General features: G+C 34.6%; 27 protein-coding genes and 1 riboswitch. Of the genes, 16 read left to right on the forward strand and 11 right to left on the reverse strand.

Annotated features, from left to right (window positions below; all coding sequences use genetic code 11):
* Position 1 precedes the first annotated feature (1 nt).
* The 15 genes from EG348_RS12530 to EG348_RS12600 all read left to right on the forward strand — a co-directional run bounded on the left by EG348_RS12530 (position 2) and on the right by EG348_RS12600 (position 13,722).
* Positions 2 to 754 carry a hypothetical protein gene (locus tag EG348_RS12530; protein WP_034975999.1) on the forward strand — a complete coding sequence of 251 codons (753 nt, stop codon included), beginning with the start codon at positions 2 to 4 and terminating at the stop codon, positions 752 to 754.
* 46 nt (positions 755 to 800) lie between these two features.
* On the forward strand, positions 801 to 1,007 hold the full coding sequence (locus EG348_RS12535) for a hypothetical protein (protein ID WP_034975996.1): 207 nt from the start codon (positions 801 to 803) through the stop codon (positions 1,005 to 1,007).
* 73 nt (positions 1,008 to 1,080) lie between these two features.
* The gene (locus tag EG348_RS12540; protein WP_034975993.1) at positions 1,081 to 2,211 is read left to right on the forward strand and encodes a hypothetical protein; all 1,131 of its coding nucleotides are present in this window, start codon (positions 1,081 to 1,083) and stop codon (positions 2,209 to 2,211) included.
* Between the two features lie 429 nt (positions 2,212 to 2,640).
* Entirely contained in the window at positions 2,641 to 3,483 is an 843-nt protein-coding gene (locus EG348_RS12545; RefSeq protein ID WP_123983430.1) for a toprim domain-containing protein, read from the forward strand.
* 575 nt (positions 3,484 to 4,058) lie between these two features.
* Positions 4,059 to 4,454 (forward strand): single-stranded DNA-binding protein, encoded by a 396-nt coding sequence (locus EG348_RS12550; protein ID WP_123983431.1) that lies wholly within the window; start codon positions 4,059 to 4,061, stop codon positions 4,452 to 4,454.
* Between the two features lie 12 nt (positions 4,455 to 4,466).
* Positions 4,467 to 4,679 (forward strand): hypothetical protein, encoded by a 213-nt coding sequence (locus EG348_RS12555; RefSeq protein ID WP_068941697.1) that lies wholly within the window; start codon positions 4,467 to 4,469, stop codon positions 4,677 to 4,679.
* Between the two features lie 13 nt (positions 4,680 to 4,692).
* Positions 4,693 to 5,181 carry a hypothetical protein gene (locus tag EG348_RS12560; RefSeq protein ID WP_123983432.1) on the forward strand — a complete coding sequence of 163 codons (489 nt, stop codon included), beginning with the start codon at positions 4,693 to 4,695 and terminating at the stop codon, positions 5,179 to 5,181.
* Positions 5,182 to 5,619, forward strand: coding sequence for a hypothetical protein (locus EG348_RS12565; protein WP_123983433.1), 438 nt, complete (start codon positions 5,182 to 5,184; stop codon positions 5,617 to 5,619).
* 51 nt (positions 5,620 to 5,670) lie between these two features.
* Entirely contained in the window at positions 5,671 to 6,213 is a 543-nt protein-coding gene (locus tag EG348_RS12570; RefSeq protein WP_123983434.1) for a PRTRC system protein E, read from the forward strand.
* A 17-nt stretch (positions 6,214 to 6,230) separates the two neighbouring features.
* Complete coding sequence (locus EG348_RS12575; RefSeq protein WP_034975966.1) at positions 6,231 to 6,449, forward strand: PRTRC system protein C; 219 nt, start codon at positions 6,231 to 6,233, stop codon at positions 6,447 to 6,449.
* Positions 6,450 to 6,562: 113 nt separating this feature from the next.
* Positions 6,563 to 7,738 (forward strand): hypothetical protein, encoded by a 1,176-nt coding sequence (locus tag EG348_RS12580; RefSeq protein WP_228414728.1) that lies wholly within the window; start codon positions 6,563 to 6,565, stop codon positions 7,736 to 7,738.
* 44 nt (positions 7,739 to 7,782) lie between these two features.
* Complete coding sequence (locus EG348_RS12585; RefSeq protein WP_123983435.1) at positions 7,783 to 8,529, forward strand: PRTRC system protein B; 747 nt, start codon at positions 7,783 to 7,785, stop codon at positions 8,527 to 8,529.
* Positions 8,530 to 8,531: 2 nt separating this feature from the next.
* Positions 8,532 to 9,338, forward strand: coding sequence for a PRTRC system ThiF family protein (locus EG348_RS12590; RefSeq protein ID WP_410494146.1), 807 nt, complete (start codon positions 8,532 to 8,534; stop codon positions 9,336 to 9,338).
* A gap of 806 nt (positions 9,339 to 10,144) precedes the next feature.
* Positions 10,145 to 13,054 (forward strand): class I SAM-dependent DNA methyltransferase, encoded by a 2,910-nt coding sequence (locus EG348_RS12595; RefSeq protein WP_123983437.1) that lies wholly within the window; start codon positions 10,145 to 10,147, stop codon positions 13,052 to 13,054.
* Positions 13,051 to 13,722 carry a hypothetical protein gene (locus EG348_RS12600; protein ID WP_123983438.1) on the forward strand — a complete coding sequence of 224 codons (672 nt, stop codon included), beginning with the start codon at positions 13,051 to 13,053 and terminating at the stop codon, positions 13,720 to 13,722. Before EG348_RS12595 ends, EG348_RS12600 begins: the two co-directional genes overlap by 4 nt.
* 977 nt (positions 13,723 to 14,699) lie before the next feature.
* On the opposite strand, the gene EG348_RS12605 is transcribed toward EG348_RS12600, so the two are convergent.
* The 11 genes from EG348_RS12605 to EG348_RS12655 all read right to left on the reverse strand — a co-directional run bounded on the left by EG348_RS12605 (position 14,700) and on the right by EG348_RS12655 (position 23,102).
* Positions 14,700 to 15,257 carry a phosphatase PAP2 family protein gene (locus EG348_RS12605; RefSeq protein WP_027381137.1) on the reverse strand — a complete coding sequence of 186 codons (558 nt, stop codon included), beginning with the start codon at positions 15,255 to 15,257 and terminating at the stop codon, positions 14,700 to 14,702.
* A 41-nt stretch (positions 15,258 to 15,298) separates the two neighbouring features.
* Positions 15,299 to 15,721, reverse strand: coding sequence for an EamA family transporter (locus EG348_RS12610; RefSeq protein WP_027381136.1), 423 nt, complete (start codon positions 15,719 to 15,721; stop codon positions 15,299 to 15,301).
* 85 nt (positions 15,722 to 15,806) lie between these two features.
* Positions 15,807 to 17,081, reverse strand: a complete 1,275-nt coding sequence (gene eno / locus EG348_RS12615) for a phosphopyruvate hydratase (RefSeq protein WP_027381135.1) — start codon at positions 17,079 to 17,081, stop codon at positions 15,807 to 15,809.
* A gap of 17 nt (positions 17,082 to 17,098) precedes the next feature.
* Positions 17,099 to 17,452, reverse strand: coding sequence for a DUF190 domain-containing protein (locus EG348_RS12620; RefSeq protein WP_123983439.1), 354 nt, complete (start codon positions 17,450 to 17,452; stop codon positions 17,099 to 17,101).
* Positions 17,453 to 17,461: 9 nt separating this feature from the next.
* Positions 17,462 to 18,775, reverse strand: coding sequence for a voltage-gated chloride channel family protein (locus EG348_RS12625; protein WP_027381133.1), 1,314 nt, complete (start codon positions 18,773 to 18,775; stop codon positions 17,462 to 17,464).
* Between the two features lie 28 nt (positions 18,776 to 18,803).
* A riboswitch (Fluoride riboswitch) is annotated at positions 18,804 to 18,871 on the reverse strand.
* Between the two features lie 54 nt (positions 18,872 to 18,925).
* Positions 18,926 to 19,957: an ACR3 family arsenite efflux transporter gene (gene arsB, locus EG348_RS12630; RefSeq protein ID WP_027381132.1), complete on the reverse strand. Its 1,032-nt coding sequence runs from the start codon at positions 19,955 to 19,957 to the stop codon at positions 18,926 to 18,928.
* Between the two features lie 3 nt (positions 19,958 to 19,960).
* A complete protein-coding gene (gene gcvH, locus EG348_RS12635; RefSeq protein ID WP_027381131.1) occupies positions 19,961 to 20,338 on the reverse strand; it encodes a glycine cleavage system protein GcvH in 378 nt (125 codons plus the stop codon).
* An 18-nt stretch (positions 20,339 to 20,356) separates the two neighbouring features.
* A complete protein-coding gene (locus EG348_RS12640; RefSeq protein WP_027381130.1) occupies positions 20,357 to 21,130 on the reverse strand; it encodes a metallophosphoesterase family protein in 774 nt (257 codons plus the stop codon).
* A gap of 1 nt (position 21,131) precedes the next feature.
* Positions 21,132 to 22,193 carry an ArsO family NAD(P)H-dependent flavin-containing monooxygenase gene (locus tag EG348_RS12645; protein WP_027381129.1) on the reverse strand — a complete coding sequence of 354 codons (1,062 nt, stop codon included), beginning with the start codon at positions 22,191 to 22,193 and terminating at the stop codon, positions 21,132 to 21,134.
* 52 nt (positions 22,194 to 22,245) lie between these two features.
* Entirely contained in the window at positions 22,246 to 22,719 is a 474-nt protein-coding gene (locus EG348_RS12650) for a DUF6428 family protein (protein WP_027381128.1), read from the reverse strand.
* Between the two features lie 56 nt (positions 22,720 to 22,775).
* Complete coding sequence (locus tag EG348_RS12655; protein ID WP_002981116.1) at positions 22,776 to 23,102, reverse strand: ArsR/SmtB family transcription factor; 327 nt, start codon at positions 23,100 to 23,102, stop codon at positions 22,776 to 22,778.
* A 196-nt stretch (positions 23,103 to 23,298) separates the two neighbouring features.
* Between EG348_RS12655 and EG348_RS21860 the strand changes: the two genes are divergently transcribed.
* Positions 23,299 to 24,093 (forward strand): hypothetical protein, encoded by a 795-nt coding sequence (locus tag EG348_RS21860; protein WP_228414729.1) that lies wholly within the window; start codon positions 23,299 to 23,301, stop codon positions 24,091 to 24,093.
* Positions 24,094 to 24,099: the final 6 nt, after the last annotated feature.

Genomic DNA, 24,099 nt, shown 5'->3' on the forward strand with positions numbered 1-24,099 from the left:
GATGCATCACCTTGAATTAATGCAGCGGTTTTGGGATTTTAACCAAAAAAAATCAATTGGAACAACGGGAATTTCAATGTACCTATACCTGCTGAAAATTGGTTCTGACAATGACTCTTGTGATTTTCAAATTTCTGATGTTGTCATAAGCATAGAATTAGGGGTGACTAGAAAAACGGTAAAATCCACTAAAGAAAAACTCCGGAATTTAGGATTGATTCAATACCAAACAACAAGCGGACTTGCGTGTAAATACAGGTTAATAGGAGATTATCCTTCACAAATTTCTGAGCCTGAAATGGTAAGGAAAAAAGAAATTGGAAAGGAGGAATCTATTCAAAAAACAGTAGAATCCGGAGTTTCATTACTTACAGATCGTCCCGTTCAAAATTTTTCTGAAAACACCATTGATCAGGAAATTGAAAGCTATTTATCGCAAACAATACAATCCTCACAACCACAACCAACAAATCAAAAAGGGAACGATGAAAATATTCCGTCTTTGGAAGAATTTATGACGTATGCGGAAACATTAAAAATTTACGAGCCTGAGTTAGATTCTGAAATACAATCGAAATATGAGAATTGGAAAAAGAATGGATGGAAAAATAGTTCTGATAGACCTATTACCAACTGGAGATCTTCATTGAAAAGTACGTTACCTTTTATGAAAAGTCAAACGGAAAGCCATCAACTTTCACTTCAATCCATTCCGGATATCAAACGTCCTAAATCCCAAAACGGCAACCTTTGAAGCCTAGGCAAATGTCTAGGGTAAAAACACACTAAAAAATTAAATTATGAAAATATCAGATTTAAAACCCGGTCAAAAAGTAACCATCAACGGAATGCTTGCCGAGTACAAAGGAATTCAAAAAGTGAAGATCCCAAATTTCGGTAAAGTCGAGAAAAGGGTCTTCCAAGGTCAAGGCATTAATATTTACAAATATTATAACCTCAATGAAGGAGCCAAAACCCTCGTAAGCGAGAAAATCGAGTTGATATAAAATTACTAATCGAGTAATCATTTAAAATGTATCAAGAAGAATAAAAATTTCAATCCCAATTTAAAGCAATGTTATGGCTGTCCCGGAAAAGGATTTACGGTTAATCCGCAAGGAATTTGAAAATAATAATGAAGTAAATCCTGAGAGAATTCGGTTGGGAAACCATTTCGTGGACGATTTTATTTTCGAAGGTCACGAGGCTGCGGATATTCCCATCAATGCTCTTAGGGTGATATTTAATATTGTTTCTATTATCAGCAATGAGCAATTTCGTCCGGAAGACCGACCTAAACAACTTTCCTTATTCGATGAAGAGTTTGAAACCGAGAACAATATTTTCGCTTCCATAAAAATCAGGAACAATAAAATTTCGCCAAGCGGATCTACAAAGCAGGTGGTAGATGCTTATGAATTTCTTACGAAGTTCAAAATGAGCTGGTATAAATCCACTAATTCCAAAGGCAAGGAAATCAAAACTTTTGGTGGACTAATTTCTATACCTAGTTATGACCAGAGAGGTTACACCACGTTTTTAATCAGTAGTTATTGGCTTAAAAAACTGATGGTTATTCCGGAATACAATTACGTTTTGTACAATTTGGTGTACAATATCAGGAACAATAAGCATATTATTTTCGCTATCTGGCTTGCAAAACTGCCTGAAAATGGAGCTGTTTTAAAACTCTCAACACTGAACAAGAAATTTGGATTGAAGTATAAAACTTCCAAGGATTTTTGCTTCAAATTTTTAAAACCTGCAAGAATCAGTTTGAATACATTCAATACGCTTTCCTTCAATTACAAGTACAGAGGGGATTCAATTTTTATTATTCCTTATTTAACCAAAACCATTTCGAACAACAATTTATCTCGAAACACAAGAGAACAATTGGAATCAAGCGAAGCGTATCTTGACCATAGTGAAAAAATTGCCCAAAGATTAAGTTACATCAGAAAAAGATATGGTCTGCACGCTAATGAAATGCTACAGTTTTCCCATCAATACAGAAACGTTCCACAAACCAGAGTTTTGATAGAAAAGGCATTCAAAGAATTTATCCGAACAGCTCGATTGAAAGAAATTAAATCTACGGAATTTCAAGGAAACTTGTTTCTGAATGAAATTCAGGAACACATTATACAAATTTATCGACGTACAAAAATGGGAGAATTATTACCAAATGGTTACCCGATAATTATTTGAATTCGGAATTGCGCTCACCCGGAATTCGGAATTGCGGTCACTGAGGTTAAGAAAATGTTAAAGTGCCAAAATTTTTGAGTGATATTTCGGAATTGCGCTCACTCCGAAATTTAAAACCCACTAAAAATATGGATAACCATAAAAAAAAGTGGATAACTACGAGTCTTGTATTAAAAATAAATGAAAATAGAAAGTTGAATTCGGAATTGCACTCACCCGAAAACTGTTGTTTTTTCGGAATTGCGGTCACTCTACTTTCGGAATTGCGCTCACTGGAATTCGGAATTGCGCTCACCCAAAAAGTGGCTCAAAACCTTTGCCATAAGAGGATACAATGCCTCATTAAAAGTATATTAAAAGTAATTAAAAAGTCTTTTTTTTATTAAAAAGGAAAATGTGGATAAAAAATTTGCTTTAAAAAAGAAAAAAATGAATTGCGAAGAAGTAAAAGAAAAATTGAGTATAAGAACAGTTTTGGAATCGTTCAGCCTTTTTCCTGCAAAAGAAAATCGGAAAACTGCATTTTACTTTGCGCTCGACAGGGAGGAAAAAATCCCGAGTTTGTCTGTTGATTTTGTGAAAAATAAAGCATTTGATTTTGGAACCGGGAAAAGTTATGATGTGATTTCAATCGTTCAGCAAATGAATCGATGTTCAGTTTCTGATGCTTTGAAGTATCTTGAAAAATTTGACTTCTCAGTTCAAAATAATACTCAGATTGAAGATGCTGACCAAGTCAAAAATTATCAAATCATAAAAGTAAATGAAATTCAGCACCCCGCTTTAATCCAATATTTAAAATCCCGAAAAGTTTCTGAACAGAAAGATTTGGTAAAAGAAATTGAGTATATGTTGAATGGTAAGAAATATTTTGGAATTGGGTTTTTTAATAATTCAGGAGGTGTCGAAATCCGAAGTAAATATTCAAAGATATGTTTGGGCAAAAAAGATGTCACTTTGATAAAAAATGATTTGAATACTTCTAATGAAATTGTGGTTTTTGAAGGTTTTTTTGATTATCTGACTTTTAAAAATTTGGAAAGTGCAGAAAGTTCAATTTCAGATTGTTTGATTCTCAATTCTACAGCAATGCTTTTTAAAGTCGATGATAAACTTAGAGAATATGACAAAATCTCACTTTTCCTGGATAATGATGATAATGGAATTACAATCAAACAGGTTATCAGGAAAAACCTCAAAAATGTTGAAGATTGTTCTTTGTTGTACAAAGATTTTAAGGATTTGAACGAGTGGTTTTGTGCAACAAAGTAAAATGTAAAAATTCTGAAAATGATTTTAAAGAGAAATTTAATTTTAAAAATCATAAAACTGGTTAAACCTTATAAAAAACAGATTACCTAATGTTTAATTTTCCATTTTTCCTACTATCAAAACCGTCTATTTAATCACTTCTAACAGATGTTTGGCTTTTTACTATTGCAAATGTAGGACAGCATCATTCACCTAAAAAAATATTTTTGGGTTTCTATAAAAATTCTTTCCACGAGTTCCAATAATTTTTTCAGACACTCCTGAATCCTTCGGACAAAAATATTTCGAGCCACAATCCTCCAAATTTTTGGAGGATTGTGGTTTTATATGCCTGATACTCTCCTATGATCATCGGCAAAGAAAAAGACGGAACCTCAGTTATACGAATCAATTAAATCGCAGACGGTCTTTGACATCAACGGAAAAAACAACAAAATAAAACAACAAATAATTCTGCTTTTCCAATTGGATATAAGCAGAAAAAGAAAAAAAACGAGTGTCCTCGAAACCAAATCAATCAAATCGAAAATTTTAACAAACTCGAAAATAATTATTAACAATCAAAAATTAACATTATGAACATCGTAGGCAGAATTACAAAAAACGCAGAAATCAACCATTTAAAAAACGACAAGCAGGTCGTTAATTTTTCAGTAGCAATCAATGACAGCTACAAGACTAAGCAAGGCGAACGAAGAGAGCAGACCACCTATTACAATTGCTCTTATTGGCTAAGTCCCAATGTAGCTAAAATATTATCCAAAGGAACTTTGGTTGAGCTGACAGGCAGGGTAAGTTCCAATGCGTGGATTGGAAAAGATGGAGAAATAAAATCGGGACTGAATTTCCATACTTCAAACATCAAAGTACACGGAGGTGGAAAAAAGTCTGACACAGAAGAACAACCAGCTTCACAGCCACAGAAGTCAAATGCTTTTGCGGAAGATACGGACGATGATTTACCATTCTAAAAGCATTCAAATATGGAAGCACAATATAACTTTCAAATGAAAGCGAAAAGTGATAAGAATGATTGGGAAAAGGTGGAAATCTTTTCCCAATTCTATTGCGAGAGAACGACAGCAATATGGTATGCAAAAAGTCTTTCAAGAAAGTTTAAATCAGAAATCCGTCTTACAGAGGGAAAAGAACCTTTCAAAACAAGCGGAACATACATTTACGAAAACAACAATTAATACAACAAATATTATGGCAAATTGGTGCAACAATAAAGTAACATTCACAGGAAATCAAGAGGTTTTGGACAAAGTCTTGAATGTATTTCAAGAAATGATAGAAAAGGAAACTAAGGGAAATATCGGGCAACTGCCCGATTTTGTCAAGAGCAAAAACGGTCACTTCTGTGAAATTTATCGAAGTGAAACAGATGAATGTTCTTTCCACTATGAGACAAGATGGAGTCCAAATATCGAAGTATTATGGATTGTTGCAAATCATTACGATGTCGGATTTGTATTGGATTACGAAGAATCTGGCTGTATGGTTTTTGGCAAGACCATATGCGAAAACCAAATCTTACAGGATTATTTTCTCAATCAATGTGACTTTCAAGACTTCATCTACAATGTAGATACAGATTGTTACGAATTTAAAGGTGAAAATTACGATTACAAAGAGGAGATTATGAGAATCCTATTAGACAGGAAAATAAATAATAACAAACAAAAAATTGCATAAATGAAAACATCACTTCAACAAACAGAATATTTACTGATAAAAACAATAACCAACAGTGAATGGGATAATGGCGATTTTGCCATTATTCACATTTCGGGAGAATGGCAAGAAGCCCAAAAGAAAAGGCTCGAATCCGTACAGCCTTTGGAAAATGATTATGATTTAAAATGGCTGAATTATGCTGATACCAATGTTGAATTTTTTAGATTTTCGGAGGAAACACATCCCGAAATAGAAGAATGGCTTTCTGAAAAAGACAGCGTTTTCATTGAATTGGAAACTGACGAATTAAAAAAGCTCCTACAACCTGAGAATAATCTGAACTGTTATCAAATGCAGGTATTCAAAAATGGAAATGCCATCTATAATGCTTTTGGGAAACATACAGGGGAAGAATTTTGGACGAAAGAATTTTCATTATGGGAATTGACAAAATAATTCAATGTCTAAATCTAAAATTTATAATTCAAAATCTAAAATCAAAGTGTTATGCAAACCAATTTTTTCAGACAGATAGCCAAACTCAATCTTACGGGAGATTTACAAATCACACTCCGACAAGGCACAGAAAACAGTTTCGTTCTTTCCGTACTGCTCAATAATGAGCAATGCGGAGACGATGCAAGGAAAACGATTCCGCCCCTTAATTTGCGTGGGACAGCAGAAGATTTGGACAATGGATTTTTTGAGCATATTTCCACTCCATTACAAACCGCATCGGGTTTAATGGTAGATATGGAAAGTTTTATGAAACAGGTCGAAGAAGCCAAGAAGAAATCGGCAATGGAAAAAGAGAAATCTGATAAGGAGAAAAAAGAAAAGGAAGCCAAAGATAAAAAGTACGGCGAAGCCTTACAGAAAGCTGAAGAACTCGAAAAGGAGGGCAAGTATAAAGAAGCGTGGTCTGCACTTCCGAAAGGTTCGGAATTTCCCGAATATGCTGAGAAAATCCGTAAAAAGCAGGATGAATACGAAGGGCATTTTGCCCCAAGTCTTTTCTCTGAAAATCAACCTCAATCAACCGAAATTTAAACTAAAAATCAAAAATTATGTTACTCGCAACACTATTAGACAGAGTTTTTATATTAAAAGATAACGGACAGGAAATCCGCTTGACCGACCCCGAGCCAAAATGGAGTGTAGAAGCCGTAATGAATTTTTACGCCAACACATACCCGATTCTAACCACTTCAAAAATTTCAGCACCGAAAATCAAGGATGATGCCGTTGAATACCAATTTGAGAGTGTAGTTGGAACAAAAGGATAACAGGCAAATGGTGGATAGCTTTTAGATTAACGAAATGAGAACTGTATAAAGCCGTCCGCCAAAAGCTGTTGCTAAAAGGTTATCAACTATCAACCAACAACCATTAACAAAAAATGAATGCAACGAAAAACAATATCGGGAACAATTCAACCACCCGAAGAAAAAAAACAAAAACAACTGCACCAACAACTAAGGGAATACGCAGAGTGGATGCATCAAATGAAAGACAGCTCGGAAGTTCAGAAAGACCAACGGAAATCAGTTCCAATCTCTCAACTTCCGATGCTTTTCTGAAAACCTGCTTTATGCCGAAATTAAAGGAGAATGACATAACCGTAAAACAGACCAAACGTAAGTCTGCTAAAATAGAAAGGGATTTTTATAAGTCCCTTTCTCAATTAGCAAAGCATTATGATATAACTACGATGCCGACACAGCATTTTAATTATCCTTATAATATCAGCCTTGCTTTGAGAGATATTGAAGCGCAGTTGAAAACCAAGAGTGAAAATTGGCAGAGTATCCGGCTGATAAAAAAGGCTAGTAAGACCTACTTCGCAATAGAAGAGAGATGCAACACAGGGGCAACCCTGTTTTATGTTCCTGTCGTACCGCTTTATCAATTTCTCCACAATAAGGTACACAGAAAAGCAGCCTGTTTACTGTTATCAGTATGCGCTTATCTGTATAGAAATGCAGATGTCCCATATTACAGGCTGGAAGATTCTTATCTCTATTATAATTACGAAATGCTCAACGATTGGCTTGAACAGGACGAAGAAATAGAAGATAGTCAGAACAGTAAAAAAGAACTTCAACGGGCGGAAATCATTGGAGATATGATGGGACAAAAAATTTCCAATCATAAGAATGTTCTTTTTTTTGAGCAACGCTTGAAACGTTTTAGACCGAAAGACAGGTTTGATAAAGAATGTCTTCAATTGGCAGAAAAAGCCTTTAAACTTTATTGTGATTACCCTAATGAAAGCATTAAAAGAAATGCTCACTATAACAATGCGGTCAAATCCGAAGATATGGACGAAGATGACTATTACAACGAGGAAACCGTTGTCGCAATGGATAAATACATTTCCTTTTTTGCCGAGAGTGACGGATTGATTTATGATAATCTTACGAGTATGGTCAATAACGAGTTCAATGAATATGCTGAAACACAGGAACCAATGATTTTCAAAACTTTTGACGCAAGTAATATAACGGATAAAAACCTTGATTTTGAAAATCAGCTGTTTAAGGTCTTGAACGAATTGTGTCAATTGCTCAACTAATCTGTGCATACACGGCGCAAATAATTCAATTATAAAAACAAGCTATGAGAAATACAGCCAATACAATTAAGAACGAAGAAACCGACATAACCAATAATTTTGGAACACTCTACCATCCTAAATCAGCATTGGTCTTTTATGAGACAGAAGATTATAATCCCGATGGTTATGTTGAACATTTTGATATTGACCGCAACGGTAATCCCATCAACGCCCATCCATTGACCGTAAGGGAAGCACAGCGGTTATCGAAAACGCTTAATATCCAAAATAAGAAAGACAAAGATTTTCTAAGACCAAGTGGAGTTATTTCTGAAACTATACTTTTAATAGATACGTCGGAAAATGGAAAAGTGGTCTGGTACACAAAAGCACAGGAACGACATTTATTATTTACCGAGAAGCTTTCGATTCCAAACGGATTAGCGAATGTGCCACCTTTGGTATGGTGTGCTAATAAGCAGGGAATGAAAATATTCGCATTGGAGACAGACCAACGCCCCGATGTAGATACAACACTTTTACACGCTCCTTTCTTTAATGTTTATGAAAGCGGAAGTGTCTGTATGGGAACGGTTGATGTAAACATTAAAAGTTCCGCATCATTGGAGGAATTTACAAAGAAATGGGAACAATATTTTTTCAATTCTTATTTCAGCCATTTGGTAAACAGCCATAATCCGATTAAAAGAAACTTGGTAAACCTTTGGAAAAGCCTTATTGATTCAAAAGAGCCGTTTCCGACAGATATTCTAATCAATTCAAATCTAACTTTAAAAAATCTACTCTAATGATACAATTTGAGAAACCAAAAGTCCATTTTACAGATGATAGTTTGATATATCCAACCAATCCCATTACATTAAATCTTATCGGGGCGGGTGGAACAGGTTCAAAAGTATTGACCGCTTTAATGGAAGTGAACCATTCATTGATTGAATTGGGACACGCAGGATTACAGGTACGGTTGTGGGATGATGATGTAGTGACAGAAGCGAATCAAGGCAGACAGCGTTTTGCAGAATGTGAAGTAGGATTACCAAAGGCAGTTGCGCTGATAAATCGGGCAAACCGATGGTCTGGAACGAATTGGAAAGCCGAAGTCAGAAAGTTTGAAAGAGATTCTTTAGGAAGAATTCAAGAGAATATGAAATCAGCAATTTATATGTCGTGTGTTGATAATGTCAAATCACGATTTGAAATTGCTGATATTCTGAATGAATTGAAAGAGGGTAGGAGACTATACAGAAACCAGGCTAAATATTGGATGGATTTTGGAAACAATCGATATTCTGGACAGGTTTTGCTTTCTACAGTTGAGAATATAAAACAACCTAATTCTGAAAAATATCAAACAGTGTCGCATCTTCCTTATGTGACGGAAGAATTTGGAGAACTGCTTTTGCAGTCTGAAACGGAAGACGATACACCAAGTTGCAGTTTAGCGGAAGCATTGGAAAAACAAGATTTGTTTATTAATTCAGCATTGGCACAGATGGGATGTTCTCTATTGTGGAACTTATTTCGCAACGGATTGACTGAAAACAGAGGATTTTTCCTTAATCTGAAAAATTTCCATTCTCAACCCATAAAACTATAAAAAAGTCGCCTGACCAAAAGTTGGGCGGCAAAAATGCAATTCCTCCCTACGGTCGGAAACGCATTTTTGCGGAAAGCGGAACAACCCCACTTCTAAAACAATTCCGGACTTTGGCTTTAGTTTGTTTTTGAAAAAAGGTTGTAGGTTTTTAATTGAGGATGTATAAATATTTTTTTTCACCTCTATATTATCCCAAGTAATCAAAATATTTATTTTTTGTGTAGTATTGCAAATAGTAATGTATCTATTAATCTATTTTTTACTTGAAGGTTTTTTTATGACAAAGATGATACATCAAGATACAATTGAGGAGAAGTTTGGGAAAAGCAGGATTCTTTTATAGATTCAACTTTAGAACAAATCGAAAGTTTTTTTTTGTCGATGTCACTCCTTATTAGATAAACAAAAGAGTGTATATGTTCCTTAATTATAAAAATTTTCGTTCACAATTCATAAAACTATAAAGTAGTCTGAAGTATTTTTGCATAGTTTTTCTTTTTTTTTTCCGTGTTCTACTGTAATTATTTCTTGAAAACCACTTCAAAATGAACTAATCCTGATTGAAAGTTTTGAGTAAGGGAATTTACTAACGTTTACTCTTAACTATCAGATCGGAAACATTTACAAACAAATTTAATGGGTTAATAATTAAAAAGATCGAATCTTACCCTCTACTATTACAGATTTTCATATTGAAAATTTATGTGTGTAATAATATAAAGATATGTAGTAGAAAAGAAGGTAATAAAACCTAAATTAAACATTAAACAAAGCAAAGATTTTAGTACTTTTGTTAGTTGATTAACGTGGATAATACTAAAGTTAAAAATACTGAATTTCTAGAAGATATAGCAAAACTTGGTTTTGTTATGGAAGACGATTGTCTGTATTTAACAAATAAACAAAGCTCAATATCTGACCCAGAAATTCAATTTCATATTGAAAAAGCAAATGAGCTCAAGGTTTCCGCAGTTTACCTGCGTAGACAGATTACCGGAAGTTATAAGCCCCAAGTTTATTTGTTTGATTTCACAGACAGAAATTTTGAGGAAGCAGAAGAAAATGAGATAGCTGATATCCAAACACGGATATGGAGTAGTGGAGAAGCTCCTTTGGCTTGTGTGTTTTACAACACCGAAATAAAAATTATTGACTGTACCAAACACGTAACGAAAGATTACAAACCAGAGTATTTAATAAAGGATTTACAATTAGCTGGCAAAGTTAACAATCTATACAACGAGCAATTTGCTATAAAAATTAAAAGTGGTATTTTTTGGGAACAAGAGGAGCTGAAAAATAAATTTAAGTTTCAAAACTCTGCTTACGATAAGTTGATAGATAATATTCGTTTTGTTGCAAATAGGCTAACAAAAGAGTTTGAAGATGCATCTTCTGAAATAGTCAATAAGATTATTATTCAAGCTATTTTAATAAAGTATTTGGAAGAGAGAATTGATAATAGAGGCAATAAATTATTATCAAAAAAATACTTCCAGAAATACGATAATGCATCCACTTTTAATGAAGTATTGGAACAGAAGGGTAAATTTGCTGAGCTCCTTTCAGACTTAAATACAGATTTTAACGGAAATGTATTTAAATGGGAAGATGAGGAACAAAAACAACTTAAGGCATTAGATTTATCAATCGTTGCTGACCTGCTAGCAACAGATAAAACGACTTTGGGTTCCGAACAACTTGAAATAGACTTTCCAGATTGGAGGTATTTCGAGTTTAAGTTGATTCCCGTCGAGCTGATTAGTCGTTTGTATGAGGAATTTTTGGGAGAAGATAAACAAGAAAAAGGCCTCTATTACACACCTTCACATTTAGCCAAATTGTTAGTTGATGAGTGTATTCCGTTAAAAAGATATAAAGATTTTGACTTAAAAAGTTACTCGATCTTAGACCCCGCCTGTGGTTCAGGAATTTTCTTAGTTGTCGGCTTTAAACGATTAGTTCAGATTTGGAGACTTCAAAATAATATGAAGACTCCTAATATTGCTATTTTGAAATCGATATTAAAAAATATTTATGGAGTAGATAAAGAAGAGCAAGCTGTTAGATTAGCTTCTTTTAGTTTAAGTTTAGCTTTATGCAATGAATTAAATCCTGTGAAAATCATCAACGAATTACGATTTGATGATTTAACCGAAGAGAATTTAATTCATTCTGATTTTTTTGAATGCAAATCCATTGAAAACAAAAAATTTAATTTGGTAATTGGTAATCCTCCTTTTAAAACAGGTGCAATTTCAAGCTATTCAAATGTATGGGAAATCAATAATAAAAAAACAAAAATTCCACAAGGACAAATTGCTTTAAAGTTTCTTTCGGAATCATTTAGTTTTTTAAAAGATAGAGGATTGGTTTGTTTGATCATTAAATCATCTGGCTTATTATATAATAGTACTTCCAATGATTACAAGAAAGTTTTGTTTTCAAACTACAATGCAGTTCAAATTTTAGATTTTACTGCCTTAGCTGAAGGTAAATCTCTGTGGGATAATGGAGCAAGAGTCGGTTCGGCAGCTATATTTATCAAAAATGAAAAACCAGATTTTAGTAAAAATATTTTACACTTAACATTTAGAAGGACTAAGGCAACCAAGGAAAGAATTGTTTTCGAAATAGATGATTATGATTTACATTTTGTAAACCGGCAAGCAGCTATTAATAATCAGTTTATTTGGAAAATTAACTTACTCGGAGGTGGAAGAATAAAAAATCTTGTAGAGAAAGCAAATAATTGTAAATCTTTCGAAGAATTTCTTAAGGAAAACGATTGTGTTTTTGGAGAAGGTTTTAAAATAGGTTCAAATGGGAATTTGAATCCTGAATTTATTTACTCGTTAAAAACTCTTCCAACAGAAGCTATAAATGAAAATGAAATAATTATAGAGTCATTAAAGGATATTCCAAGAAATCAAAAATTTGAGAAAATTCCAAACGAATTAATATTTAAAGCTCCTAATATTTTAATCAAAGAAAATACAGGTCAGGTAAAAATTCCAATTCACCTAAACAACTATGATTTTTCTTTCCAACATAAAATTATTGGCATTTCTGGATCAATAGAAGTACTACACCAAATAAAGGAAACATTCGATAATAAAAACGAATTATTCAGATTTTTGATTTTTTCTTGTAGCGGACAGGTGCTTATTAATCTTAATACGGCATTATTGAAAAAAGATTTAATGTTTTTGCCTTTTTTTGATTTTCCTTTATCTTCATTTGATATCAATACAATAAATGATGTCAATAACTATACGCAGGATTTTCTTAGACGCGGTGAAAATTCAAAAGCTATAAGCAAAATTAGAGGAGATGAAAATATTAAAAAAATTATAGGTAATTATGGAACTGAATTTTCACGAGCATTAAATACAATCTATGAAGATAATAATCGTAAATTCAGATTGTCTGATGTTATTCAACTTGAAAACTCATTAATTGCAACTGTCTTCAAGTACGACAACGAAAATACAGAACCGAATTTCAGTAAAGACTTTTCTGCACTAAATATTGAAGGACTTACAAATAACGAAATTTCTGCACATCTCTCCGTAAATAGAATAATAAAATTATATCCTCAAAAAGATACTGTTGTTTTTGTGAAACCTAATCAATACAGGTACTGGCTTTCTTCAACAGCATATCGTGATGCGGATAAATGTTTCTCTGACCTTTCAAATTTGACAAAAGAATGATAGCAGAGGAAAATTTATATAATAAATCCAATCCTCAGATTAGTATTCCAAATACTAATATTATTTTACTTATTAGTAAACTGATGAAGTCTGTTGTACCACATTTCAAGTCATATGTAGTTTCTGATTTCTACCAAAAGAGAAAATTGAATGAAGACGATTTTACACAAATATATATCGAGCAAGCTCAAATCCTAATAAGAAAATACGATTATCCATTTAATATTAATGGACAATACCGGGATATTACAAATTTAAGCAAAGGTTTTTCAGATTTTTATTTTTATCCAAATGAACAAAATGTTTCAACTTCATCTCTTTTTTCGGTAGAAAGTAAACGCTTGCCTTCTCCTGAAAAATCAAGAGAAAAAGAATATGTTATCGGTGATAATAATAATGGGGGAATAGAGAGGTATAAAACTGAAAAACACGGCAAAGGTATAAATGAATGTGGTTTGCTAGGTTTTGTAGAAAAGGAAAATTCTAACCATTGGATGACTACAATAAACCAGTGGATTAAGGAATTGGCACAAACTGACAAGAATTGGAAAAATGATGAATTTTTATCGGAATTAGAATCTAATGCAGATTTTAGCTATTTAGGATCTACCGCTCATAGGGAAAATGGTGATGTTGATTTGACCCATTTATGGGTTATTGTAAATTAAAACCTTTCTCAAAATACAATCTTTTCGCATTGCTGAAATTAATCTCTTTTTTTATGCCTTTTATGGCAATTGGCTTTCTTTCCGAGTAGGTTATAGTCGTTGTGCAATAAATTATTCATGTTCGTTATAGGGCAATGCAACTTAACGAATATGCGAAAAAATATATAAAGCTAGACTTCATACGTGCGTAATACGAATACAGGTGGAATTCATACCTGCGTAAATCAGATACAGGTTACCTGCATAAAAGGGATTTTGCCAATCATGAAACCTGCGTAAAATACATGCAGCTGGAGTTCATACCTGCGTAAATCAGATACAGGTTACCTGCATAAAAAAGATTTTGCCAATCATGAAACCTGCGTAAAATACCTACAGCTGGAGTTCATACGTGCGTAACTTAGGTACAGGTCATCTATATAAAATAGGACAATATCAATCTTCAAACCTACGTAATATCAATACAGGTGCAATCCTATACCTGCGTAAATCAGGTGCAGGTCATTTGTATAAAATAGGATAATGTCAATCATCAAACCTGCGTAATATCAATATAGGTGCAATCCTATACCTGCGTACATTAGATACAGGTCACCTGCGTAAAATAAGTACAGGTGAAAATCATTACAATTTGATTTACAATACTATAGCTAAATTCTCACTTTACAAGCAATTAGTATTTTTCTTTCATACTTAAAGGCTTCACTTCTATACTTTCCCAATAAAAACAATAAAAGAATAAAACTTACTGATTATCAATACTATAAATTATTTTTCAGAACTCCGAAAAATAAGAGGCTTTTTTGAGCAAGATGTGTCTTTGTATATACAAACTTTTCAAGTTTGATATCCAAAGACGATCTTGCCTTTTTTGCAAAAAGGGGAAAAAACTGCGGAACTTGTTTTTTTTAGTTTAAATAATTAAATTTATTAATCTTACCGAAAGGTTCATCTCAAGAATTCCATGAGAAAGTTATCTAAGATGTTTTTTTTTGTAAAAAGAGAGCAACGATAATTCCATAAAAAATTCCCAAGAATGCTGCCACAATAACATCCGTAGGATAATGAACACCGTTGTAAATACGGCTGTATGCAACCAAAACAGCCCAGCAGACTAAAACATATTTTAGCCAATTATATTTTCTTGGTAGCAAAAAGATTAGGAATGTTGCTAAGCCAAATGCGTTCGCAGAGTGAGACGATATAAAACCATACTGACCACCTGGTCCTGCTTTGCTTAAATGTATCAAATTTTCGAGAGATGGTTCATGTGATGGTCTTAGTCTTTTGAACGCATTTTTTATAAGATGAGATGCGGTCTGGTCACAGATCGTGATCAGAAAAGCAATTGCCAAAAGTACGTAAGCACTTTTCTTTTTAAATTCTCTCATAATGATATACAAAAGAAAAGTATAAAATGGTATCCAAAACAGTTTATCACTTGCCCAATACATGATCGGATCAAAAAATGAATTGTGCTTTCGGTTTATAAAAAGAAAAAGCTGAGTGTCGAGTTGGTTTATATTTTCGAGCATAGTAATGTCTTAATAATGAATATTTTAAGTTGTTGTTATTTTTATTTGAGAGTCAATATTAATATTCCCCCGATGATCATAAAACCGCCCACAGCAATTTTCCAGGTAAATTGCTCGTTTAGGAAGAAAAAGGAAAGAGCCAGCGTAATAATTATACTTCCCTTGTCTATTAATGCTATTTCTGAAACATTACCCACCTTCATTGCCCTGTAATAGAATATCCACGAAATTGTGGTCGTAATTCCCGAAAATCCCAGCAATAAAATATCTTTTTTGGTAAGATTTGAAAAATCTTTGGCGTTATTAAATGCGAATATATTGAGCCAAATTAGAAAAAACACAAATGAAGTCCGGACAGCCAAACCTGTATCTGATGCAACATTTTTCAGTCCTGCTTTTGCTATGACTGAGGTTAAACCTGCAAATATCATCGAAATGATGGCGAAAATTTGATATTGTTTCATAAAGTGTTGTGTGAGAATATGTGATATTAAAAGGCTAACTTTTTAGTATTGAAATTAGCCTTCAATAAATTTGATATTTTGTGTATTATTTAAACGCTTTGATTCCCGCAAACTTTGCTGCACTTCCAAGCTCCTCCTCAATTCTCAATAGTTGATTGAATTTTGAAACCCGCTCACTTCGGCAGCCACTTCCTGTTTTCAAATGCCCTGCACCAACTGCCACTGTCAAGTCGGCGATTGTTGTATCTTCTGTTTCTCCGCTTCGGTGCGAGATAAAGCAGTTGTAATTGTTTTTATAGGCCAGGTCAATCGTTTCCAGAGTTTCTGTAACGGTTCCAATTTGATTTAATTTTATCAAAACAGAGTTTCCAATTTTTTGGTCAATGCCTTCCTGTAGAATCTTTGGATTCGTACAGAAAATATCATCTCCCACCAGTTCTACTTTGTTTCCTAATCTCTCCGTCAATTGCTGCCAGCCTTTCCAGTCATTTTCTCCAAGACCGTCTTCCAACAAAACAATCGGATATTGTGATGTCCAGCTTTCCCAAAGTTCAATCATCTGTTCACTTGTTTTTTGTTCTTTGGTGCTTTTGAAAAATTCATATTTGTCATTGTTCCACATCTCACTTGTTGCAGGATCTAAGCATAACGACACATCTTTTCCAGGCGTAAAACCGGCTTTGGTAATCGCTTCTAAAATGACATCAACGGCTTCTTCATTGGATTTTAGATTTGGTGCAAATCCTCCTTCATCGCCAACTCCTGTGTAATATCCTTTTCCCTTTAAAATTTCTTTTAAGGTGTGGAAGACCTCTTCACCCATTCGAATACTCTCCTTAAAGTTTGGGGCATTGTGTGGTGCAATCATAAATTCCTGAAAATCGATATTATTGTCAGCGTGTCTTCCGCCATTGATCACATTCATACAAGGTACAGGCATGGTATATGTTGATTCATCCCTGAATTGTCGGTACAGTGGGATCTTGTTAAAGGCAGCTGATGCTTTGGCATAAGCAATGGAAACGGCTAAAATGCCATTGGCACCGAGATTAGATTTGTTGGGCGTCCCATCCAACGAGATCATCAAGGCATCTACATCGTTTTGAAGAAGCATTTCTTTACCGACCAGTGCATTAGCAATAATAGTATTGACATTACTGACTGCTTTTGAAACGCCTTTGCCCTGATAGCGTGTTTTATCGTTATCTCTTAACTCCACAGCTTCCTTTTCTCCTGTGCTGGCTCCTGAAGGAGAGATTGCTCTCCCTTTAAACTCACCATTGATGGTGATCTCTGCTTCAACTGTCGGGTTTCCTCTGGAATCGAGTACTTCTCTTGCGTGTACTTTTGTAATTTTCATAATATTTTTTGATGTATTTAGGTGAATAATATTTCAGAACTAGGTTGAATAAGTAATATTTTAGTTTGTTTTAAATGGTCTTTATTCAATTTTAAAAATTGGTCGATCTTACTTTTATTATCAATAAGTTCAAGACAGGCAGGATTCTCCAAAGCAGGAATTTCCGAAATATTGTACGTAATAGTCTTATAATTCAGGTAACCTGATTTTGCGATAAAGATGTTGGCTTGCTCTATTTTGCTCTCTTTTGCCTTCTTTAACAACAATTCACCAAGGGAATTGTTCCATAATCTTTTCCAAAACGATTGATCTTTTACAGATGCTCCGTATTCGAAATAAATCCTTGCGATCACTGTTGGTTTATTTTCCATTGTGTTCATTTATTTGGTTTCGTTTATATTTTTTCCGGACTGATTTTGAAATCTGGAATGTTTTGCTTCCCCGATGACCTGTTTGCCGTAAATGCTGTTATGACCGGAAAGAAGATATGATACCACGCAGGCAATGGCCATATAGATTCCGCTTTCAGCCCCGAAGAGTTCTATTCCCATCAGCATACAGGCTAAAGGGGTATTGGTTGCCCCTGCAAATACCGCCACAAATCCCATCCCTGCCAAAAGACCTGTCGGAAGAGGGATGAATAATGACAAGGCACTTCCCAAAGTAGCTCCGATAAAGAATAAAGGCGTTACTTCGCCACCTTTGAATCCTGCTGCGAGGGTGATAATGGTAAAGGCCATCTTCAATGCAAAATCGAAAGGCGGTAATTGCTGCTCAAAAGATTGAACAATGGTCGGAATACCCAATCCGATATATTTCGTGGTTCCCATTGCAAACACAGCGACGGCAACTATGATCCCTCCCACAAAAGGGCGGAGCGGCGGAAAAGATATTCTGGATTTGAAAATAGAAGTAACATAATGGATGACCTTGCTAAAGGTCGCTGCACAAAGGCCGAATAAGATCCCTGCCAGTATACTATAGATGATTGGCAAAGCTTCCAATTGGGGAACAAGGTCGATATGATAATGGGTGTGTTTAACCTGCCAGAGGTTAGTGACCAGGTCTGCCAGTATTGCTGAAGCAAACGCAGGAAATATCGCATCATATTTTATTCTTCCTATCAGAAATACTTCGAGACCGAACAAGGCACCCGCCAAAGGTGTTCCGAATATAGAACCGAAACCAGCAGCAATAGCCGAGATCAGTAGTATTTTGCGCTCAGGTTCAGTTAGTCTGAAAGGTTTTGTGAATTGATCAGCGATTGCTCCCGCCATCTGCAATGCCGTTCCCTCTCTACCTGCGGAACCTCCAAAAAAGTGGGTTGCAATCGTTCCTAAATAAACAAAGGGTGCCATCCTGAAAGGAATAATTTCCTTTGGATTGTGGATGCTGTCAATCAATAAATTATTTCCAGCCTCAATATCCTTCCCCAGATAATTGTAAAGCAAGCCGATTAACAGACCTGCAATTGGCAGAAAAGCAATGAGCCACAGATGATTCTCCCTGAAATTCGTAGCCCAGTCCAGTGATACCAGAAAACCTGCCGAGGCAGACCCTACACAGATCCCAATGATGGAACTGATTAAAAACCATTTAACGATGTATGGGAGAGTAGGGTATTTACGGAAAAAGATCTTTGTGTGAAGCTGAGCTGCTTTGCTGTTGGATCTAAAATGCTGATTTTTGGACATAATTTACCTGATTAAATGTGTTAACATTGTCTAATCAGGCGTCATCAGCTTTTTTAGGGCGGTTGGGTAAGGAAGAGCACCATTTCCTTTCAACAAATGTACAAAATAGTTTTTAGAAAATACTATTGACAGACATTATAATAATGTTTTTCAGGGATAATACTTTTTCTTCAGCCACAAACTAACCCTTACCAATAAAATTAAAACAGGTACTTCCACAAGAGGACCGATGACCCCAACAAATGCTTGTGAGGAATGGATTCCGAAAACCGCTATAGCAACAGCAATGGCTAATTCAAAATTGTTTCCTGTTGCAGTAAATGCAATCGATGCATTTTTGTCATAAGGCACTTTCAATGCTTTACTAATGAAAAAACTGATGAAGAATGTAAGAACAAAGTAAATTACTAATGGGATGGCAACTTTAACAACGTCCATTGGTAGCTCTAAAATTTTGTCTCCCTTTAAACTGAACATCAATACTATAGTAAACAGCAAAGCATACAAAGTAACAGGTGAAATAGCCGGAATGAATTTTCTATTGAACCAATCTTTTCCTTTTAATTTAATCAAGAAATAGCGGCTCAAAAATCCTGCAATAAATGGAATTCCTAAATAAATGAATACACTCTCGGCAACATCTTTCATTGGTACCGCAATGTTAAAATTTCCTAAGCCTAGTTTTTGTGGTAATACATTAATGAAAAGCCAAACATAAAAACTATAAAAAACCAATTGGAAAATACTGTTTAATGCGATTAGCAGAGCTGCGTACTCCCGATTGCCTTTTGCCAGATCATTCCATACAATTACCATTGCAATACATCTTGCTAAACCGATCAAAATTAGACCAATCATATAGTCTGGCTCATCTCGTAGAAAAATGATAGCTAATACAAACATTAAAATAGGACTGATAATCCAATTGAGTAGCAATGATACCGACATTACTTTTTTGTCTTTAAAAGCCATTGGTAATAGAGTATAATCCACTTTTGCCAAAGGTGGATACATCATCAAAATCAAGCCTATTGCTAAGGGAATATTAGTTGTTCCGACAGACAAAGAATTTGTGACAGTAGAAATATCAGGAAAGAAATATCCTAACCCAACGCCCAAAAGCATTGCTAAAAAAATCCATAGGGTAAGAAAGCGGTCGAGGAATTTTAATTTTGGTTGCATCTTCTAATTATTGAGTTGAGCGTATTGTTCCGCTGTTAATAAATTTTCTGTTTCTCTTACGTCTTCAATTTCAATTTTCACCATCCAGCCATTATCAAACGGATTAGAATTTACAAGCGTTGGCTCGTTTAAAAGTTGCTCATTGGTTTCAATAATTTTTCCTGAAAGAGGCATAAATAGGTCGCTGACGGTTTTAATTGCTTCTACAGAGCCAAATACTTCGTCTTGATTGAAGTTATGATTAACATTCGGCAAGTCAACATATACGATTTCTCCCAATTCCTTTTGAGCAAATGCTGTAATACCGACCGTTGCAGTTTTGTTCTCAATACTAACCCAAGTATGTTCTTTTGAATAATGTAGATCTTTTGGAAGTTCCATTTTTTTAGATTTTAAAGATTAATAGCCACGTCTTAGATTTTCTGCATACTCGTTTGGAAGAGGGCTGTCTTCCACTGCCTTTGCCGCCTTTTCAAAGTCATAGTCGAAGCGGATAAATTCTACACTGATGCTTTCTTTGTTTAAAACAGAACTATTTTCATCAACTGTCAACATCACGTAACCACCTCTGATATCATTGTCTTTCGGCTTCCCAACGGAACCGATATTTACTGCGTGACGAAAATGATCTTGTCCATCAATACCCGAATTTAAAACTCTATGATATGGTTTGTGTGTATGTCCGAAACACATAATGTCGGCATCGGCCTGTTCCATAATACGAAGCATACTTTTTTCTTCACGGTCTTCGAAAAGATATTCATTTATTTTTCTCGGACTCCCGTGTACCAAAAGCAGGTTCAGTTTGTCTTCGTTCAGTTGAAATTCTACTTTTATATGTGCTGGAAGTGTGCGCAGGTACGCCCTTTCATCATCTTTCATCAAAGAATTGGTAAATGAAATGGAGATATTTCCGTTGTCCTTCTCAGCATCTGTTTTGTAGGCGCAACCGCATTCATTACTCATTCTCCCAATGCCAAAATCGTAGTTGCCTGCAATAGTTGGTATTCTTCTTTTACGGATTTCATTGACCACTTCGTTTGGCCAAATATTGTAACCTACTAAATCTCCCAAGCAATAAATGCTGTCGGGATTTCTTTTTTCAACATCTGCAAAGAATGCCTCCAATGCAGGGAGATTAGCGTGAATGTCGCTGAATAATGCAATTTTCATTTTATTTATTTTTATTTAAGAATTCTTCTATTTCAATTATTGTTTGTTTTGCAGATCTGTTTATACCAATTAATGTTGCAGATGCGTAGCCTGTCCAGTTACCATAGCCAACAAACCATAAACCTTCCATTTCCAAAGATCTGCTATCTGTGGTTTTAGCGATACCACTTTCATCTATACGGACGATTGATCTTAAGTAGGCGGTGTCATAACCAAAGCCTGTGCACCAGACAAAAGCATCAAACTCTTCTGAATTTCCATCATCCCATACCACACCTTGATCATAAATTTTATGAAATGAACCGCTTGAAACTAAAACGCCTCTTTTCTGAGCTTCTTTAACAGGAGGAACCATAACGATATTTCCTAAATTGTACTGCGATGCATCAAAGGGTTTTCCTTCTTTTTCCGCTTTGTATTTCGCTGACGCAACATTAAATAGGTAATAACCATCTACATTGTCTGGAAGAAATTGAGGTTCTCTTTTTGTAGACCATTTTGTTTCAGTAAATCTTGAAACTTCAGCTACAATCTGTGCACCTGAATTCCCTTCACCAATGACTAAAGTTTTCATTCCTATAAAGTCCTCTGGATTTTTGTAGTTTCCGGAATGAATTTGTATTCCCTTAAAACTTTCGATGCCATCTATGTTTGGAATAGTAGGGTTTCCCCAGGTTCCGGTTGCTGAAATAATTGACTTAGCTTTTATAGTGTTCTGTTGTATATCAACGATAAAAAAATCTCCATTTTTTTTGATATTATTAACCTCAAATCCCCGTCTTATATTCAGCTGATAGTGTGCTTCGTATTGCTGTAAGTAATTTATTACTTCTTGCTTAGGAGGAAATTTATTTTTAGATTTCGGCATCGCCCAGCCAGGCAAGGAACTGTAATCGGCTGGTGAAAAAAGGGTTAGACTGTCCCAAGTATGAAGCCAGGCACCTCCAGATATAATTTGTTTATCCAATATTACATAATTCAGTTTAGCTCTTCTCAAATAATATCCACAAGCTAAAGCACTTTGTCCTCCTCCAATAACAACGACGTCGTATATTTCATCCATTAATCTTTGGTTTTGATTATTTTATAATGGCAGATTAGTGAGTAAATTATGTTTAGCAGCAACCTCCGCCAGGCGTACAAGAACTGTTTTGGTTTACACCAAGTTCAATTAGATTCTTTTTTTCTTTTTCTGATGGGATTCCGCAAGCATCCTGTGCTAAACAAGCTGTAGTTTTATTTTTTAGAATAAATGTTTTTCCATTGAATTCTAAGTCATATTTTCCGATAGTATCACTTTGATATTCAACTTCAATATCAAAATCCCCGATTCCCAATTTGTCTTCAGAAAGTTTGATAATGTTGAGTAATTTGTTAGGCTTTAAACGGTGTTCAAAATCGTCTGCATTCCAAAGCTGAAAATTCACAACCTTCTCTGAACGGATGACACCGCCACAATCAATAAAGTTTTTATTAATCATTCCTACTTCTGTAACGTGAAAATGTTCCGGAACATAAGCTCCATTTTCTAACTGGAATTCAACATTTTCTAATGTTGGTAAAATTTGTTTTACTTCTGATAATTTCATAATTAAATGTTTATAGGTTAAATGCAATATTGCGATATATTTAGGTAAAAAAACGCTTAACAGCATTTTGATTTGGTAACAGTTTGTACTATTGCGGAAAAATAAGTGTTGAGAATTTCGATGGTCTTTTCGTCTATACAATAGCAGATAGCGTTTCCGGAAATGTTACCTTTTATGATCCCGGCATTTTTCAGTTCTTTCAAATGCTGAGAAACGGTAGGTTGAGCTAAGGGTAATTCATTCACGATGTCGCCACAAATACACTCATTGACTTTCATCAAATACTCAATAATAGCTATTCTGGCAGGATGTCCTAATGCTTTTGCAATAGTTGCAATTTGATTTTGTTTATCTGTAAAATGTTCTGTTTTAGTAGCTCCCATAATTGCAAAGTTTAATATTGCAATATTACGATAAATATTTTGAAGAATCCAAATTAATCCAGATTATTCTTTTTTAATCTTCGTAAGTTTCCAGACTAATCCAGATTATTCTTATTTAGCCAAAACCCATTGAATACTATTGTTTTAGAAGGTTTTAACGCCCAATTTTGTCACAGAATTTTTAATCAAAATACTAATGAAAAAATTGAGTCATCTTCTACTAACATTAATTGTACTATCAATCCAAGGTCAGGTCGGCATCAATACCCAAACGCCTGAAGCGACTTTAGAAGTTGTAGGAAAACCAAATGATGCCAATCATTATGATGGAATAATTCCTCCAAGGATTGCAGGAGACCAACTTGCGGCAAAAACATATTCATCTTCAAAAAAAGGATCTGTCGTCTTTGTAACATCTCCGGCTACCAATTTATCGGGACAAGTCATTCAAATAACTGAACCCGGATTATATTATTTTGATGGCAATTTGTGGCAAACATTTTCAAAGGAAAAGCAACCCACTGAATATAGAATTCTATTAACATTTGACCATAACAGTACTGCAGCTCTTAGTGCAACTTCTACCTGGTCCGCTCCGGTTAATTATAATGGAAATACTAATGCCTATTTAATGGCTTCCAAATTCTATACGATTGGAACCAAAAATTATGGAGGACTAAAAGGATCCGTATCATTCAGAAAAGTTAATGGTATCGTCAATGTAAAATTTCAAATATTCAGGTCGACTGATTCAGAACCAATTACTTCAGATGCACTTATAAATATTCCGGATATCTTTAGTGACATAGGGTATATCCCTAACCAGATTGTTTTTTTACATCCTGAGAATTCAACAATGCTTATTCCTGCCTTGCTTGAAAATTTTACCATAAAAATTCCTCAAGCTTCTTTAGGCGCAATATCAACATCATATTATACTTATGGAGAACTTCAGGGCTACTCAAATTGGATCAGACCCTATCTACAATAGGGTGCT

It is taken from the genome of Chryseobacterium sp. G0201, assembly GCF_003815655.1.
Taxonomy (GTDB): domain Bacteria; phylum Bacteroidota; class Bacteroidia; order Flavobacteriales; family Weeksellaceae; genus Chryseobacterium.

What these genes read in the sequence shown, in the direction of transcription:
- EG348_RS12600 (WP_123983438.1), top strand. Translation starts at nt 13,051, where the DNA reads ATGATAGCAGAGGAAAATTTATATAATAAATCCAATCCTCAGATTAGT.
- EG348_RS12620 (WP_123983439.1), bottom strand. Translation starts at nt 17,452, where the DNA reads ATGGAAAATAAACCAACAGTGATCGCAAGGATTTATTTCGAATACGGA.
- EG348_RS12560 (WP_123983432.1), top strand. Translation starts at nt 4,693, where the DNA reads ATGGCAAATTGGTGCAACAATAAAGTAACATTCACAGGAAATCAAGAG.
- EG348_RS12650 (WP_027381128.1), bottom strand. Translation starts at nt 22,719, where the DNA reads ATGAAATTATCAGAAGTAAAACAAATTTTACCAACATTAGAAAATGTT.
- EG348_RS12545 (WP_123983430.1), top strand. Translation starts at nt 2,641, where the DNA reads ATGAATTGCGAAGAAGTAAAAGAAAAATTGAGTATAAGAACAGTTTTG.
- EG348_RS12535 (WP_034975996.1), top strand. Translation starts at nt 801, where the DNA reads ATGAAAATATCAGATTTAAAACCCGGTCAAAAAGTAACCATCAACGGA.
- EG348_RS12640 (WP_027381130.1), bottom strand. Translation starts at nt 21,130, where the DNA reads ATGAAAATTGCATTATTCAGCGACATTCACGCTAATCTCCCTGCATTG.
- EG348_RS12645 (WP_027381129.1), bottom strand. Translation starts at nt 22,193, where the DNA reads ATGGATGAAATATACGACGTCGTTGTTATTGGAGGAGGACAAAGTGCT.
- EG348_RS12530 (WP_034975999.1), top strand. Translation starts at nt 2, where the DNA reads ATGCATCACCTTGAATTAATGCAGCGGTTTTGGGATTTTAACCAAAAA.
- EG348_RS12540 (WP_034975993.1), top strand. Translation starts at nt 1,081, where the DNA reads ATGGCTGTCCCGGAAAAGGATTTACGGTTAATCCGCAAGGAATTTGAA.
- EG348_RS12575 (WP_034975966.1), top strand. Translation starts at nt 6,231, where the DNA reads ATGTTACTCGCAACACTATTAGACAGAGTTTTTATATTAAAAGATAAC.
- EG348_RS21860 (WP_228414729.1), top strand. Translation starts at nt 23,299, where the DNA reads ATGAAAAAATTGAGTCATCTTCTACTAACATTAATTGTACTATCAATC.
- gcvH (WP_027381131.1), bottom strand. Translation starts at nt 20,338, where the DNA reads ATGGAACTTCCAAAAGATCTACATTATTCAAAAGAACATACTTGGGTT.
- EG348_RS12550 (WP_123983431.1), top strand. Translation starts at nt 4,059, where the DNA reads ATGAACATCGTAGGCAGAATTACAAAAAACGCAGAAATCAACCATTTA.
- EG348_RS12555 (WP_068941697.1), top strand. Translation starts at nt 4,467, where the DNA reads ATGGAAGCACAATATAACTTTCAAATGAAAGCGAAAAGTGATAAGAAT.
- EG348_RS12655 (WP_002981116.1), bottom strand. Translation starts at nt 23,102, where the DNA reads ATGGGAGCTACTAAAACAGAACATTTTACAGATAAACAAAATCAAATT.
- EG348_RS12570 (WP_123983434.1), top strand. Translation starts at nt 5,671, where the DNA reads ATGCAAACCAATTTTTTCAGACAGATAGCCAAACTCAATCTTACGGGA.
- EG348_RS12605 (WP_027381137.1), bottom strand. Translation starts at nt 15,257, where the DNA reads ATGCTCGAAAATATAAACCAACTCGACACTCAGCTTTTTCTTTTTATA.
- EG348_RS12625 (WP_027381133.1), bottom strand. Translation starts at nt 18,775, where the DNA reads ATGTCCAAAAATCAGCATTTTAGATCCAACAGCAAAGCAGCTCAGCTT.
- EG348_RS12580 (WP_228414728.1), top strand. Translation starts at nt 6,563, where the DNA reads ATGAATGCAACGAAAAACAATATCGGGAACAATTCAACCACCCGAAGA.
- EG348_RS12585 (WP_123983435.1), top strand. Translation starts at nt 7,783, where the DNA reads ATGAGAAATACAGCCAATACAATTAAGAACGAAGAAACCGACATAACC.
- EG348_RS12565 (WP_123983433.1), top strand. Translation starts at nt 5,182, where the DNA reads ATGAAAACATCACTTCAACAAACAGAATATTTACTGATAAAAACAATA.
- EG348_RS12610 (WP_027381136.1), bottom strand. Translation starts at nt 15,721, where the DNA reads ATGAAACAATATCAAATTTTCGCCATCATTTCGATGATATTTGCAGGT.
- eno (WP_027381135.1), bottom strand. Translation starts at nt 17,081, where the DNA reads ATGAAAATTACAAAAGTACACGCAAGAGAAGTACTCGATTCCAGAGGA.
- arsB (WP_027381132.1), bottom strand. Translation starts at nt 19,957, where the DNA reads ATGCAACCAAAATTAAAATTCCTCGACCGCTTTCTTACCCTATGGATT.